This is a genomic window from Corynebacterium sp. KPL2895 (assembly GCF_040225815.1).
GTDB classification, from domain to species: Bacteria; Actinomycetota; Actinomycetes; order Mycobacteriales; family Mycobacteriaceae; genus Corynebacterium; species Corynebacterium rhinophilum.
The window spans coordinates 99,728-114,512 of the sequence record NZ_JBEHFY010000001.1 but is presented as its reverse complement, the minus strand read 5'-3'; the positions used below and the strand labels follow the sequence as shown (position 1 = coordinate 114,512).

Genomic DNA, 14,785 nt, shown 5'->3' with positions numbered 1-14,785 from the left:
TTGGCTGACTATTACTTAATGGAGCTTACTGGCTTGTCGCCGTCAACGAATACGACTGGAGACGTTGGAAGCTCTTCGCGGCCCAGTACCTCTACGATGACGTCTGCCACTAGGTCACGAGACGAGGTCTGACCTTCTTGCAGCATCTTGTCCTCGGCGAACTCCAGTCCCTGCGCAGGCTCTTCCGTCAGGCCAGCGGGCTTCAGGATGATGTACGGAATGGAGCTATCTGCCAAGCGGTTGTCTACTTCCTTCTTGGATTCCACGTAGGCGTACCACTTTTCATCGGCTGGATCGGTCGTCGCAACCTGAGAGCCGACATAAGAAATCATGACGAATTGCGGGACATCCTTGCCCAGCTTTTCCAGAGCCTCGATGGCCGCCAAGGCGCCGTCGCGGTCAACCGCCCACGTCAGCTCGGCGCCGCCACGGCCGCCGTTTCCGGCACCCCATACAACTGCGTCATAATCTGCGAATAGCTCCGCCCACTGATCAACGGATTGCTCGGTGATATCTGCAATAACCGGCGTAGCGTTGGCCTGCTCGATATCGGCCTTTTGGTCTGGGTTACGGATAAGCGAGTGAACCTCATGGCCGGCAGCCGCTAATTTTGGAGCCGCCAGCAGTCCTACCTTGCCGTGTCCTCCGATGTACAAAATCTTCTTCTTAGTATCAGTCATAGCGCCCCATCGTAACAGCGCATTTTTTATGCTGCAGCGACACTTCCGCAGCGAAGTCACTTCATGCCGCGACCGCGGTGTAAGCATTGCCCACCGAACCAGATAGAATACTGACTATGTATGCCATTATGACCGTTACAGGTGCCGATAGCACCGGAATCATTGCCGCAGTGACCACGACTCTTGCTGATCTGGACATCAACGTCATTGATGTCTCGCAGACCATTATGGGTGACTATTTCACCATGATCCTCCGCGTTGAATTCGATGCGGATGCCGTATCCATCCAAACCATCAAGGAGCGGATGCGCCCGGTTGCGGAGGAAAAGCAGCAATCCATCCGCATTCAGTCCGAAGACCTCTTTACCGCCATGAACGAGATTTAACATGAGCACGCGTTTTAATACCACCAATATCTTGGACACCATCGAGATGATTGAAAACTATCGTCTCGATATCCGCACCGTGACGATGGGCATTTCCCTGCTGGGATGCACGCGCTCGACCATGGAGGCTACCTGCCAGGCCATCTATGACCGGGTAACGCAGCAAGCGGGCCGCCTGGTTGAGGTATGTGAGGGCATCGAAGGTGAACTCGGCATCCCCATCGTCAACAAGCGCATCTCCGTCACCCCAATCTCCCTCGTTGTCGCAGGCTTAGATGGTAACCCGGTCGATGCCGCACGGGCGCTGGACAAGGCCGCCAAGGAAGTAGGCGTCAACTTCGTCGGCGGCTACTCCGCGCTGGTGGAAAAGGGTGCGACGAGCGCAGAACAAAAACTCATTGCCTCGATCCCAGAAGCTCTGGCTGAAACGGACGTGGTGTGTTCCTCGGTCAATATCGCCAGCTCTCGCGCCGGCATCAATATGGATGCGACGAAGCAGATGGGCGAGGTCATCAAGGAAGCCGCTGAGCTGACCAAGGATAATTCCGCGATTGCCTGCGCCAAGCTCGTCGTCTTTGCCAACTCCGTGGGCGATAATCCGTTTATGGCCGGCGCCTTCCACGGCATCGAGGAGCCTGACTGCGTCGTCTCCGTTGGCGTCTCCGGCCCCGGCGTGGTGGACCGCGCCCTCGGCTCCTTGGAAGGCGCAAGCCTGGATCAGGTGGCTGAGGAAGTAAAGAAGGCGGCCTTCAAGATCACCCGCGCCGGGCAGCTCGTGGGCAATATGGCCTCCGAGCGCCTCGGCGTTCCCTTCGGCATCATTGACCTCTCCTTAGCCCCCACGGCAGAACTCGGCGACTCCGTGGCACACATCCTCGAGCACATGGGCCTCGATCAGGTGGGCACGCACGGCACGACGGCGGCATTGGCGCTGCTTAACGATGCCGTCAAGAAGGGCGGCATGATGGCATGCTCGCGCGTGGGCGGATTGTCCGGTTCCTTCATTCCCGTCTCCGAGGACAGGGGCATGATCGATGCCGTAAAGTCCGGCTCCATTTCCATGGATAAGTTGGAAGCCATGACCGCGATCTGCTCGGTCGGCTTTGACATGATCGCACTGCCCGGCGATACCTCGGCGGCCACGATTTCCGGCATGATTGCGGATGAAGCCGCGATCGGCGTGATGAACCATAAGACCACCGCCGTGCGCGTCATCCCGGTACCTGGCGCCAAGGTAGGAGACGAGGTCAGCTTCGGTGGGCTTTTGGGCTACGCACCGATCATCCCGGTCAATCAGGTGGGCAATTCGCAGTTCATCAACCGCGGTGGCTTTATCCCCGCACCGGTGCACGGATTCCGCAACTAGGCGCGGAGTAATCCACACCTAGGGGGAGAAGCGCGCCTAGGACAAGCGCGCCAAGCTCCCCTTAGGACTCGGAGTCTTCATTCTCCTCGCCCGGCTTTTCGGATTCTTCCCACCGGGCGAGGTTTGCTTTGAAGTGCTGAAACGAATCTTCTAACTGGCGCAACTCCACCTCGCCGCCGACCTGGCGGCCCGCATCGGAGTAGATGGCCTCCGCCGCTTCATCTAGGACATTGCGGCGTTCCACGGTCCGCAGCAGCGCGACCACCTTGGCCAGGTTATTCAACAGGCTCAGATAGATCTCGGCGTTATCGGCCGCATCGCGGCGGATTTGGGTGAACATCGCCTCAATGATCTGTTCGTAGCTAAAGGTTTGATAGTCCAAGCGGAACTCGCCATCGATATGCATAATCCCCTGCGGCAAGCGCTTGTCCCCAATGACCACCAAGATTTGCGTGAAGCGGTCAATGATGTCGATGACCGTATAAGGATCATTGACGCCGGTACTGAGAGCGCGAGCAGCAATCTCTGCGAGGTGCCGGGCAGTAAACCGAGGGTCGTGCGCAGAGGCATCCTCGCGGTGCTGCGTGACCACGATGTGCTTTTCAATGTTTTCCGGCATGTGCGGCACGCCGTGGGCAATGACCTCGCCTTCTAGCACGAGATCGCCCGGGGCAACACCCAGGTGAACCGCGCACTCTTCTTCGGCGGCCGCTTGGGCAATGGACTCGTAGTCCACGAACTTCAGGTACCCCGTTTGGGAGCTGCGGGTTGCATCGGCGGATTCATAGAAATCCGAACCTGGTGCCTTGGCAACCTTTTCTTCTTCGCCGCGCTCAATGAGGCGCCGCATGTGCTCTTCCACATCCTGGGCCACCACGTGCACTACATGAGACATGCTAATGGACTGCGCGATGTGGACGATGAAATAAATCAAAAAGACCACGCATATAAGCGCCAAGGCGATGTCGACAGCGACATTGAGCGAGGGAACGTGTTCTTGCTTGCCCTCGCCGCCGGCGCGCACGGCACGCAGAGAGAGCAGCGAGTAGGTAAAAGTCGCCAGGTAGATCCCCAGCGTGGACTGGATGGAACGGTCCTTTAAAAACTCGTGCAATAGGCGCGGGCCCATCACCGTCACCACGCCGGAAAGCGCGGTCAGGGTGATAAAGAACAGGGTGCCGGCCAGAGACAGCGTGGCGGTTGCTACGGCGGTGAGCAGGCCCTGGGCACTTTCCGCACTACCGTCGTAGAGTCGAGAGAACGCCAGATCGAAGTTGCGGTCGAGCGCCAACATGCCTTCGGCCGCCACGACGGCTACCGCTACCGCTACGGCGGGAATGACCCAAAACTTATCCCGCCAGGCGGGCATCCTCTCGATCAGCGTCTTCATCAGGCTTAAGCCAGCTCGACGATTTCCATGTACTCATCGGACCACAGGTCTTCATCGCCATCCGGCATGATGATCACCCGCTCAGGGTCGAGCGCCTTCACTGCGCCCGGATCGTGGGTTACCAAGACGACGGCACCCATGTACGTATTGAGCGCGTCGAGCACCTGCTCGCGAGAGATGGGGTCGAGGTTATTGGTCGGCTCATCGAGAAGCAGCACGTTCGCGCGGCTGGAGACCAACGTAGCCAGCGACAGGCGGGTTTTCTCACCGCCGGACAGCGTTCCGGCGGGCTGTTGCAGTTTATCGCCGGAAAACATGAACGCTCCCAGCAGCCCGCGCAGCTCTTGCTGGTCCGCATCGGGGCAGGCCTCGATGGTGTTTTCGCATACGCTCTTATCCGGGTGGATATTGTCGTGCTCCTGCGCAAAGTAGCCAATGCGCAAACCATGGCCACTGACGATGCCACCCTCGCCATCGGTGCGCTCCTCCCCCGCCAAAAGCTTGAGCAAGGTGGTCTTACCGGCACCGTTATATCCCAAGACAACGACCCTGGAGCCCTTATCGATGGCCAGGTCCACGCCCGCGAATACCTCCAGCGAGCCGTACATCTTGGTCAGGCCCTTGGCATTCATGGGTGTCTTGCCGCACGGGGCGGGCTCGGGGAATTTAATATTGGCTACCTTATCCGCAACGCGCACCTCATCGAGGTCATTCATCATGCGCTCGGCGCGGTTCAGCATCTGCTTCGCCGCTGCAGCCTTGGTGGCTTTAGCACCCAATTTGGCGGCCTGTTTTTGCAGCGCGGAGGCCTTCTTTTCCGCATTCGCGCGCTCGCGGCGCCGGCGGGCCTCATCGGTAGCACGGGCATCGAGGTATTTCTTATAGCCCATGTTGTAGACATCCGCCTCGCCGCGCACCGCGTCGAGGAACCAGACCTTATTACAGACCGCCTCGAGCAACTCCACGTCGTGGGAAATCATGACCAGACCGCCCTCGTGCTTGGACAGGAACTGGCGGAGCCAGACGATGGAGTCCGCATCCAGGTGGTTAGTGGGCTCATCCAGGAGCAACGTGGTCTGGGATTTACCCGAGCCTTCGCTGGCTGCAAAAAGGATCTGCGCCAGCTCCACGCGGCGGCGTTGGCCACCCGATAGCGTCTTGAGCTTTTGGTCCAAAACGCGCTGTGGCAGGCCTAGGTTATCGCAGATTTGGGCGCACTCGGAGTCGGCCTCGTAGCCGCCCAGGGAGTCGAATTGTTCTTCCAAGCGGGAGTATTTACGGATGGCCTTATCGCGGAATTTCTCATCCGTGGCCGTTTCCATCAGCTCTTGCTGCTTGGCCATGCGCCGTTTAATATCATCCAGCCCGCGGGCAGAAAGCACGCGCTCGCGCGCGGTTTGTTCGATATTGCCTTCGCGCGAATCCTGCGGTAGGTAGCCAATCGGACCCGAGCGAGACACCGTGCCGCCATAGGGCTCGGTCTCGCCGGCCAAGATGCGCATGGTCGTGGTCTTTCCCGCACCATTGCGGCCCACGAGCCCGATGCGATCGCCGGGTTGGACGCGGAGATGCTGTCCGGGGGCATCGAGAAGCGTCCGGGCGCCTACGCGTACCTCAAAATCATTGGTCACAATCACGACAAGCCAGTCTAGCAACCAAAGGCCAAGGCACTAATTCACGCAAAAAAGCGGTGGTAAAACTACCGCCGCCTTTTAGGCATTCCGTGGTGATTAAACCGCAAAGCCCAGAGCTTGGAGCTGCTCGCGGCCTTCTTCGGAAATCATGTGTGGGCCCCAAGGCGGCATCCACACCCAGTTGATACGCACGCCATCGGCAAGCTTCTTGCCGGTAACGATGTCCTCAACCTGTTCCGCAATGACGTCGGTCAAAGGGCAGGCCGGCGAGGTAAGCGTCATGTGGATCATGGCTAGCTCTTTGCCGTCCTCTTCTTCCAGCCACAGGTCATAGACCAAGCCCAAGTCAACGACGTTGATGCCGAGCTCCGGGTCGATGACATCGCGCATGAACTCGGTGATGTCAAAGGCCTTCGACAGCTGTTCTTCCGTCTGCTCTGGCCGCTCACCGCCTGCGCTGAAGGACGAATTCTCGTTCTGGTAAGGATCTACGGGATCGGTCATTTACTTCTCCACTTCATTGAGCGCATCTGCGGTGGCGGCCTGAAAAGCCTTCCACCCTAGCAGCGCGCATTTAACTCGTGCCGGGTATTGAGAAACACCTGCAAAGGCAACACCATCGCCGATGATGTCCTCATCGCCTTCATCCTGGCCACGCGAGGTGACCATCTTTTCAAACTCGGCAAGCTTCTTATTGGCTTCCTCCAAGGGCAAGCCGACGATCTCTTCCGCCATGACGGAGGTCGATGCCTGCGAGATGGAACAACCTTCGGCGTCGTAGGACACATCTTCAACGGTCTTGCCATCCGCGGAAAGGTTGACGCGCAACGTGAGTTCATCGCCGCACGAGGGGTTCACGTGGTGAACCTCCGCTTGGAACGGCTCGCGCAACCCCGCGTGTTGCGGATTTTTATAGTGATCCAAGATCACGTCTTGGTACATCGAATCTAGATTCATTAGGCAACTCCAAAGAAATCGCGGGCGGCCTTAATGGCTTCTACCAGCTTATCTACTTCGGCTTCCGTGTTGTACAGGTAAAAGCTAGCGCGCGCGGTCGATTGCGCACCGCAGGCGCGGTGCAGCGGCCACGCGCAGTGGTGGCCTACGCGAATGGATACGCCTTGGTCATCCAGAACCTGACCCAGATCGTGCGGGTGAACGCCTTCCACGGTAAAGGAGATGGCCGCGCCGCGGTCTTCAGCGGTTTCTGGGCCGATGATGCGCAGCCCTGGAATCTCACGAAGCTGTTCCAAGGCATAGGTGGTGAGCTTCTGCTCGTGGGCATGGATATTATCCATCCCCACCTCCTCGAGGAACTTCACCGCGGCGCCGAGGCCGACGACCTGGCTGGTCATCTGGGTTCCCGCCTCAAATCGCGTGGGTGGTTCCGCGAAGGTGGTTCCTTCCATCTTCACTACCTCGATCATGGAGCCACCCGTGAGGAACGGGGGAAGCTTGCGCAGCAATTCGTCCTTGCCGTAGAGCACTCCCACGCCATTGGGGCCACACATCTTGTGACCCGAGAATGCGGCAAAATCCACATCCAAGGCATGGAAATCTACCGGCATATGCGGGACGGACTGGCAGGCATCGAGCACCACCATGGCGCCGACCTCGCGAGCACGGCGCACCATTTCCTCGACATCGGAAACCGCGCCAGTGACGTTGGACTGATGGGTAAACGCAACGACCTTGACGGATTCATCGAGCTCGAGCGAATCCAGGTCGATGCGGCCATCGTCAGTCAACGAGTACCACTTCAAGGTGGCACCGGTGCGCTCGCAGAGCTCCTGCCACGGCACGAGGTTGGCGTGGTGCTCAAGCTCCGTGATGACGACGGTATCGCCCTCTCCTACGTACAGCTCGCCCGCGCGCTCATCGGAAAGCGTATAGGCAACCTCATTGAGCGCCTCGGTGGCGTTTTTGGCAAAGGCAATCTCATCGCGGTCCGCGCCAACGAAGGCCGCGATGGCCTGCCGGGCCGATTCATAGGCGTTATCCGCCTCCTCGGCCAACTGGTAGGAGCCGCGGTGGACGGGGGCGTTGGTATGGAGAACGAACTCCTCCTCTGCCTTCCACACCGGCAGTGGGCGCTGGGAGGTAGCCCCCGAATCCAGGTACACCAGCGGCTTATCGCCGCGCACGGTGCGCTGCAGGATCGGGAACTGCTCCCTAATTGCGTTTACATCAAATCCAGACATAAAACTTCTTCGATTCATCGAGGATGAACCAGCGCTGGGCTGGTCTTTACTGCAGGAACTGGTCGTAGCCGTCAGACTCGAGCTGGTCTGCCAGCTCGGCCCCGCCGGTCTTTACAACCTGGCCGTTAGCGAATACGTGCACGAAATCAGGCTGAACGTAGTTCAGGATGCGCTTGTAGTGGGTAATCATCAAGATGCCGCCATTGGTGTCATCCTGGTAGCGGTTGATGCCATCAGAGACAATGCGCAGCGCGTCAACGTCCAAGCCGGAGTCGGTCTCATCCATGACCGCGAACTTGGGCTTTAGGATGTCCAACTGCATGACCTCGTGGCGCTTCTTCTCGCCACCGGAAAAGCCCTCGTTGACGGATCGGGAGATGAAGGACTTATCAATCTTCAGGTTCTCGCGAGCCTCAGTAAGTTCCTTATTCCACTCGCGCAGCTTGGGGGCCTCGCCGCGGATGGAGGTTACGGCGGAGCGCATGAACTGCGATACCTTTACGCCCGGCACCTCGGTTGGGTACTGCATGGCCAAAAACAGGCCGGCGCGAGCGCGCTCGTCGACGGGCATGTCGAGGAGGTTTTCGCCATCGAGAAGCACCTCGCCCTCGGTGACCTCGTACTTCGGGTGACCAGCAATGGTGTAGGACAAGGTGGACTTGCCAGAGCCGTTCGGGCCCATGATGGCGTGGATCTCGCCGGAGTTGATGGTGAGGTTGACGCCCTTGAGGATTTCCTTGGGCTCGCCGTTTTCTTCATTCGGCAGAACCTGGGCGTGGAGATTCTTAATTTCCAGAGTAGACATAGTTTTTGTGGGTTTCCTTCTGTAAGTGCGTTAAGCGGAGATCTTTTCCAGTTCTTCGGAAATGCGGTTTTCCAATTCCTCGGACAGGGATTGCACCGGAATGCGGTGGATGACCTCGTTGAAGAAGCCACGAATGATGAGGCGACGAGCCTCTGCCTCCGGAATACCGCGCGACATCAGGTAGAACAGCTCGATATCGTCGAAGCGGCCAACCGTGGCGGCGTGGCCGGCGCCGGTGATTTCACCGGTCTCAATCTCCAGGTTCGGAATGGCGTCTGCGCGCGCACCGTCCGTGAGGATGAGGTTATTATTCGTCTCATAGGTATCGGTGCCCTGTGCGTTGGAGCGGATAAGCACGTCTCCTACCCAGCAGGTACGAGCCTCGTTCTTCTTCTCACCCTGCAATGCGCCCTTGTACAGGACATTGGAGCGACAATTCGGAACCGAGTGATCCACGAGCATGCGGTTTTCGAAGTACTGACCAGAATCGGCGAAGTACACGCCCAGCAGCTCGGCGTCGCCGCCGGGAGCGGTGAAGTTCACGCGCGGGACAATGCGCACGACCTCGCCGCCGAAGATGGCGGAGTTGTGGCGCAGCACGGCATCGCGTCCCACCTGGGCCACCTGGTTAGACAGGTGCACCGCGTCGTTTTCCCAGTCGACGTCCACGATGACGGTCAGGTGTGCGCCATCGCCAAGGATGAACTCCACGTTATCCGCGTGGGTGCCAGAGCCGACGTACTTCAGCACAACGGTGGCCTCCGCATGGTGGCCAACCTCGATGGAGGTGGCGCCGAATGAGGTCACGTCTTCGCCCTTGCCCGTAAAGGTAATGGTGATGGGATCTTCCACCTGCACCTCAGGGTCAACGGTTACCACTTGACCTTCCGGCATGGAGGTCCATGCCTGGGCGGCCACGCGGTCAGAAGGCTTGCCCACGCGGCCAAGGCGCTCATCGTCGCGGTCTACAGTCTCCGCAGAAACGCCTGGGTGCTTGCTTACCTTGACGTCCTGGGCAACCGCTTGAGCAAATTCCCCGTTGTGCAGGCCCCGCAGCTTGCGCAGGGAAACAAAGCGCCAGACCTCATCGCGGCCATGCGGTACCGGGAAATCCTCCACGTTGGTAGAGGTAAAGACGTCACCCTTGGTGATCTTATCCGGATTGAATTCGTTCGAAGCGACCATTTCTTTAGCCGACCGATCCTTCCATTTGCAGTTCGATGAGGCGGTTGAGCTCGAGGGCGTACTCCATCGGCAGCTCCTTAGCAATCGGCTCAACGAAGCCACGCACGATCATTGCCATTGCTTCTTCTTCCGCAATGCCGCGGGACATGAGGTAGAACAGCTGCTCTTCAGAGACCTGCGACACGGTTGCCTCGTGGCCCAACGTGACGTACTCGTTGCGGATGTCGTTATACGGGTATGTGTCCGAACGCGAGATATTGTCCACGAGCAGGGCGTCGCATTCCACGTTGGACGTGGAGTGGTGCGCATTCTGGTTGACCTGCACCAAGCCGCGGTAAGCAGCGCGGCCACCGGCGCGGGCAACGGACTTGGAGACGATATTGGAGGAGGTGTAGGGCGCCATGTGCGTCATCTTTGCACCAGTGTCCTGGAACTGTCCTTCGCCAGCGAAGGCGACGGAAAGCACCTCACCCTTAGCGTGCGGACCGGTCATCCACACGGCCGGGTACTTCATGGTGACCTTGGAGCCGATATTGCCATCGACCCATTCCATGGTGCCGCCCTCTTCCACCTTGGTGCGCTTGGTCACCAGGTTGTAGACGTTGCTGGACCAGTTCTGGATCGTCGTATAGCGGCAGCGGCCGCCCTTCTTCACGATGATCTCCACCACCGCGGAGTGCAGGGAGTCCGACTTGTAGATGGGCGCGGTGCAGCCTTCCACGTAGTGAACGTAGGCATCCTCATCCACGATGATAAGGGTGCGCTCGAACTGGCCCATGTTCTCGGTATTAATACGGAAGTAGGCCTGCAGCGGGATATCAACGTGTACGCCCTTCGGGACGTAAATGAAGGAGCCGCCGGACCACACTGCGGAGTTAAGCGCGGAGAACTTATTGTCACCGGCAGGAATAACGGTGCCGAAGTGTTCCTTAAAAAGCTCTGGGTAATCGCGCAGCGCGGTATCGGTATCGACGAAGATAACGCCCTGGCTTTCCAGGTCTTCGCGAATCTGATGGTAGACAACCTCAGACTCGTACTGTGCGGCCACGCCGGCAACCAAGCGCTGCTTTTCTGCCTCAGGGATGCCCAGCTTATCGTAGGTGGCCTTAATATCATCCGGGAGGTCGTCCCAGGTCTGCGCCTGCTCTTCGGTGGACTTGACGTAGTACTTGATCTGGTCAAAGTCGATGCCGGAGAGATCCGCGCCCCAAGTGGGAATGGGCTTCTTATCAAAGATATCCAGGGCCTTGAGACGCTGGTTCAGCATCCACTCGGGCTCGCCCTTCTTTGCGGAAATATCGCGGACAACGTCCTCGTTCAGGCCACGGGCGGCAGAAGCGCCGGCCGAGTCCGAGTCGTGCCAGCCGTACTCATACGCACCAATAGAATCGATGATCTCATCATCGGTCATCTTGTTATCAGGTGCCGATTGTGCCTGGGTCATGACTCGCTCCTTTCAGTATTAGTTTTGACAGGTGTCAAGGGGATATTCGTGGTACAAATTCCGTGGCCATCTGCGATAGAAGCCAAAGGTTGTACGTGTTTGCCTAAGAGGGCGGAAAAGACTTCCTGCTCTGCCTCGCACAGTTCAGGGTGCTCGGCCGCCACATGGGCAACCGGGCAGTGGTGTTGACAGATTTGCACGCCCTGGCCCGCACGGTCCACGGTTGCGGCGTACCCGTGCTTATCCAGGGTTTCAGCCAGTTTGCGCGCTACTTCCTCGACCGATTCTTCCGCGTCCACGAAGGGACGCACATCGGCGATGATGCGCTCAAAACGAGCCTTAGCGAAGTTCTTCACAGCCTCTGAACCGCCCGCAGAGCGCAGCGCGGTCAACGCTTCAGAAGCCAATTCATCATAGGCGTGGCCAAATTGCGCACGCCCACGATCCGTCAGGCGGAAGTGTTTTGCCGGTCGCCCACGACCCGCTCCGGAGTGCATCCGCGAACGAGAAGCTGGACGGCGCTCGACAACTTCCGTTAGTTCTTCTTCCACCAGAATGTCTAAATGCCGGCGGATCCCGGCGGTCGAAAGACCAAGGCGCTCACCCAGGTAAGAGGCGGTTACAGGGCCGTCCTTAAGCAATAGCAGCAGTACCTGGCGGCGGGTATCACCATCCGTGGACCGTGATTCTTTCACCGCCACATGCGCCGCTGCCGCGCGCTGTGAGTTAGCCATGCCCTAAAACCTCCCTTCCTTAGGTCAGTTGCCTGCAGTCACCGTGCTCCGTCGCGCCGGAAATGCCGTCGCTACGCAAGCGCCATAACTGCGCTTTCATCATTAGACAACACTAGTGTTCCTTAATTCATTCCGGAATGCCACCATTGCAGTCACCGGGCGTGGCGGCGGGGGTGAATTTCCCACCCCACGGTCCTCGCGTAAGGTCTTAAGCCATGAAAGGGAAACTACGGGGAGTGCTCGAGAGCGTAAAGGCAGAATTGCCGCGCTTGGGCACCGCAGGTTCTCGTTCCGCGCAGCTGCACGCCGAAGGCACCGGCGCGCAAGCCGGGGATACTCGCTACGATTTCATCACCCAGGCGCCAGAGGAACTGCAGCACACCACGGTCTCCCAAAAGCGCACCTTTTTCATCTTGCGGTGGGCCGGAACCGTCGGTTCCCTCCTCATTGCCTTTGGCGCTTTGGGAGCAGGCGCACTGCCTGTAGTGGGCAACCCCTATGACAATGTGCCCTTTGGTTCGCTTATGTCGCGCATGCTGCAGACCTCGTCCGCCCTCGTCATGGTGGGCGTGGGGCTTTTAGTTACGGCCTGGATTTTCCTCGCCCCCTTCGTGGGCACCCCGCTGCGCCAGGCGCGACCCGGCGAGCCCGCCAGCGATCGCTCCCGCCGGCTGGTCTCCCCGCGCCAGCTGTGGATCACGTGGGCTGGGTGGATCATCCCCCTCATCTTTACCGCACCCTTATTTACCCAAGACATCTATTCTTATTTGGCCAATGGCTCCATCGTGGCCCAAGGGATGGATCCCTATTCCGCCGGCCCAGTTCAGCTCTTGGGCGCTGGCAACGAGCTCGCGCGCTCCGTTCCGTTTATCTGGGCGAATTCACCGTCACCATATGGGCCCGTTGCCTTGGGGCTGGCGGCCATCGTCAGCATCATCACCGGAAATTCCATTGTCTTAGGCGTCATCGCCCACCGCCTCCTTTCCATCGTGGGCATCATCGTGGCCGGCTGGGCCATCACACAGCTTGCTCAGCGATGCCGCGTCTCCCCTGCCTCCGCACTATGGCTCGGCATCTTGAACCCGCTGACCATCCTTCACCTCGTCGGCGGTATCCATAATGAATCCATCATGCTTGGATTGTCGTTACTGGGCATGGAGCTTGGATTAAGGGGCATCGATAAGCTGGGGCAGGATAAAAGAGGAGCCTACGTTGCGCTAATAGCCTCGGGGTTTTTCCTGTCCTGCGCCGGCATGGTCAAGGTCACCGGCTTTATTGGGCTCGGCTTTATCGGCATGGCGTATGCCCGCCACCTGCACGTTCAGGCGCGCGTACCGCGCTGGCGGGCTTTATTTATAGCCATTGCCGTGCAGGGCGCGGTGCTCGTAGTCACCATTGCGGTCATCAGCCTCATCACGGGCATTAACCTCGGGTGGATTACCGGGCAAGGCGGAGCCGCCACGATTCGCTCCTGGCTTTCCCTGTCCACGGCCACGGGAGTGGGCGCCGGTTTCCTCGGCATGTTTTTAGGCCTTGGGGACCACACCGATGCCATATTGACCATCACGCGCAGTTTCGGCGTCTTGGTCGCCGTCGCCTTCATGTCCCGCATGCTCTTTGCCACGCTGCGCGGATATATCCACCCCGTGGGCGGGCTGGGAATCTCTACCCTCGTGCTCGTTATCTTCTTCCCAGTGGTCCACCCGTGGTACATCCTCTGGGCCGTTTTGCCGTTGGCGGCGTGGGCGAACCGGCACATCTTCCGGTTTAGCGTCGTTGCCTATACCGGCGCGATGAGCTTTTTCGTCCTTCCGCGCGGCTTGGGCCTGCCCGCTGGGACGGTGCTTTCCATCTATATCGCCGCTGCCTGCGCATTCGCCGTGGTAGCCGGAGTGTGGTGGGGTGCAATGCGCCGAAACGGAATCCGTGTCTTAAACTAGGCACCCGTGAATGCAATTCCAGCTGAAAGCCCCGCCCTGTCCTTGGATGGTGTGGTAAAGAAATTTGGCCCCACGGCAGCCGTCAATGGGCTCAGCCTGAGCGTTGCACACGGCGAAATATTTTGCCTGCTCGGCCCCAATGGTGCTGGTAAATCCACCACCATCGAAATGTCTGAAGGCTTTATCCACCCCACCGCCGGATCCATTAAGGTCTTCGGCCTTGATCCCAGCACCGAGCCAGATAGGGTGCGCGAAAAGGTGGGAATCATGCTGCAAGGCGGCGGTTCTTATTCCGGCATCCGCGTGCTAGAGATGTTGGAATTGACCGCGCGCTATAACGCCAATCCTCTACCGCCGGAATGGCTGCTCGAAACCTTGGGCCTGCAAGGCGTTGCGCGCACGCCTTATCGGCGGCTTTCCGGCGGGCAGCAGCAGCGGCTATCGCTCGCGCTCGCGGTCATCGGCAGGCCCGAGCTGGTTTTCCTCGATGAACCCACCGCGGGCATGGACGCCCAATCCCGGCTCACCGTATGGGATTTGATCCGCGCCCTGAAGCGCGACGGGGTCACCGTGATATTGACCACCCACCTGATGGATGAGGCCGAATCGCTGGCAGATCACATCGCCATCATGGATCACGGCGCGCTCGTGGCGCAGGGAACGCCGGCAGAACTTACCTCCCAGGGCGAGGGCGCCGGGTTTAGTTTTAGCGCCAACTCCGCAGTTGACCTGGACGCCTTGCAGCGAATTGACATCCCCACGACCGCCTCGCGGCCGCTGCACTACAGGGTGAGCCAGCCCAGTTCGCCGGAACTGATTTCCGCCCTCGCCGCCGAGCTCGCCCGCCAAGGCGTGCTTTTGCGAAGCCTGGAATCCCACCACCGCAACCTCGAGGAAGTATTCCTCGATCTCACAGGCAGGCACTTGCGCAGCTGATGAAGCCTTGTGTCTTGTCTTCATCCTAAAATCACCAGTACCCGCATCCACCACACACGATTTTCCAAGGAATAGGCCCCTCGA

Annotated in this window: 14 protein-coding genes; 4 read left to right on the top strand and 10 right to left on the bottom strand. The window is 59.1% G+C overall.

Annotation, left to right across the window (positions count from 1 at the left end; translation table 11 throughout):
• Positions 1 to 11 precede the first annotated feature (11 nt).
• Positions 12 to 680, bottom strand: coding sequence for an NAD(P)H-binding protein (locus tag ABRP95_RS00525; RefSeq protein WP_284852059.1), 669 nt, complete (start codon positions 678 to 680; stop codon positions 12 to 14).
• 116 nt (positions 681 to 796) lie between these two features.
• Between ABRP95_RS00525 and ABRP95_RS00520 the strand changes: the two genes are divergently transcribed.
• Positions 797 to 1,066 carry an ACT domain-containing protein gene (locus ABRP95_RS00520; RefSeq protein WP_034654051.1) on the top strand — a complete coding sequence of 90 codons (270 nt, stop codon included), beginning with the start codon at positions 797 to 799 and terminating at the stop codon, positions 1,064 to 1,066.
• Position 1,067: 1 nt separating this feature from the next.
• Positions 1,068 to 2,432, top strand: a complete 1,365-nt coding sequence (locus tag ABRP95_RS00515) for a PFL family protein (protein ID WP_349838765.1) — start codon at positions 1,068 to 1,070, stop codon at positions 2,430 to 2,432.
• A gap of 61 nt (positions 2,433 to 2,493) precedes the next feature.
• Here ABRP95_RS00515 and ABRP95_RS00510 read toward each other — a convergent pair whose 3' ends face one another.
• The 9 genes from ABRP95_RS00510 to ABRP95_RS00470 form a co-directional block, all read right to left on the bottom strand.
• Positions 2,494 to 3,822 (bottom strand): DUF2254 domain-containing protein, encoded by a 1,329-nt coding sequence (locus ABRP95_RS00510; protein ID WP_005279149.1) that lies wholly within the window; start codon positions 3,820 to 3,822, stop codon positions 2,494 to 2,496.
• Positions 3,823 to 3,827: 5 nt separating this feature from the next.
• Positions 3,828 to 5,459, bottom strand: coding sequence for an ABC-F family ATP-binding cassette domain-containing protein (locus tag ABRP95_RS00505; RefSeq protein WP_349838764.1), 1,632 nt, complete (start codon positions 5,457 to 5,459; stop codon positions 3,828 to 3,830).
• 93 nt (positions 5,460 to 5,552) lie between these two features.
• Positions 5,553 to 5,960 (bottom strand): metal-sulfur cluster assembly factor, encoded by a 408-nt coding sequence (locus ABRP95_RS00500; protein ID WP_349838763.1) that lies wholly within the window; start codon positions 5,958 to 5,960, stop codon positions 5,553 to 5,555.
• Entirely contained in the window at positions 5,961 to 6,413 is a 453-nt protein-coding gene (sufU, locus tag ABRP95_RS00495; RefSeq protein WP_005279143.1) for a Fe-S cluster assembly sulfur transfer protein SufU, read from the bottom strand.
• A complete protein-coding gene (locus tag ABRP95_RS00490; RefSeq protein ID WP_349838762.1) occupies positions 6,413 to 7,657 on the bottom strand; it encodes a cysteine desulfurase in 1,245 nt (414 codons plus the stop codon). Before ABRP95_RS00490 ends, sufU begins: the two co-directional genes overlap by 1 nt.
• Positions 7,658 to 7,703: 46 nt before the next feature.
• Positions 7,704 to 8,462, bottom strand: a complete 759-nt coding sequence (gene sufC, locus ABRP95_RS00485) for a Fe-S cluster assembly ATPase SufC (RefSeq protein WP_005279139.1) — start codon at positions 8,460 to 8,462, stop codon at positions 7,704 to 7,706.
• A gap of 30 nt (positions 8,463 to 8,492) precedes the next feature.
• Positions 8,493 to 9,647 carry a Fe-S cluster assembly protein SufD gene (gene sufD / locus ABRP95_RS00480; protein ID WP_005279137.1) on the bottom strand — a complete coding sequence of 385 codons (1,155 nt, stop codon included), beginning with the start codon at positions 9,645 to 9,647 and terminating at the stop codon, positions 8,493 to 8,495.
• Positions 9,648 to 9,651: 4 nt separating this feature from the next.
• Complete coding sequence (gene sufB, locus ABRP95_RS00475; RefSeq protein ID WP_023022420.1) at positions 9,652 to 11,091, bottom strand: Fe-S cluster assembly protein SufB; 1,440 nt, start codon at positions 11,089 to 11,091, stop codon at positions 9,652 to 9,654.
• A complete protein-coding gene (locus ABRP95_RS00470) occupies positions 11,088 to 11,825 on the bottom strand; it encodes a helix-turn-helix transcriptional regulator (protein WP_005279134.1) in 738 nt (245 codons plus the stop codon). Before ABRP95_RS00470 ends, sufB begins: the two co-directional genes overlap by 4 nt.
• A gap of 215 nt (positions 11,826 to 12,040) precedes the next feature.
• Between ABRP95_RS00470 and mptB the strand changes: the two genes are divergently transcribed.
• Both mptB and ABRP95_RS00460 read left to right on the top strand, forming a co-directional pair.
• On the top strand, positions 12,041 to 13,765 hold the full coding sequence (gene mptB / locus ABRP95_RS00465) for a polyprenol phosphomannose-dependent alpha 1,6 mannosyltransferase MptB (protein ID WP_349838761.1): 1,725 nt from the start codon (positions 12,041 to 12,043) through the stop codon (positions 13,763 to 13,765).
• A 6-nt stretch (positions 13,766 to 13,771) separates the two neighbouring features.
• Positions 13,772 to 14,701 (top strand): ABC transporter ATP-binding protein, encoded by a 930-nt coding sequence (locus tag ABRP95_RS00460; RefSeq protein ID WP_349838760.1) that lies wholly within the window; start codon positions 13,772 to 13,774, stop codon positions 14,699 to 14,701.
• The last annotated feature ends 84 nt before the right edge of the window (positions 14,702 to 14,785 follow it).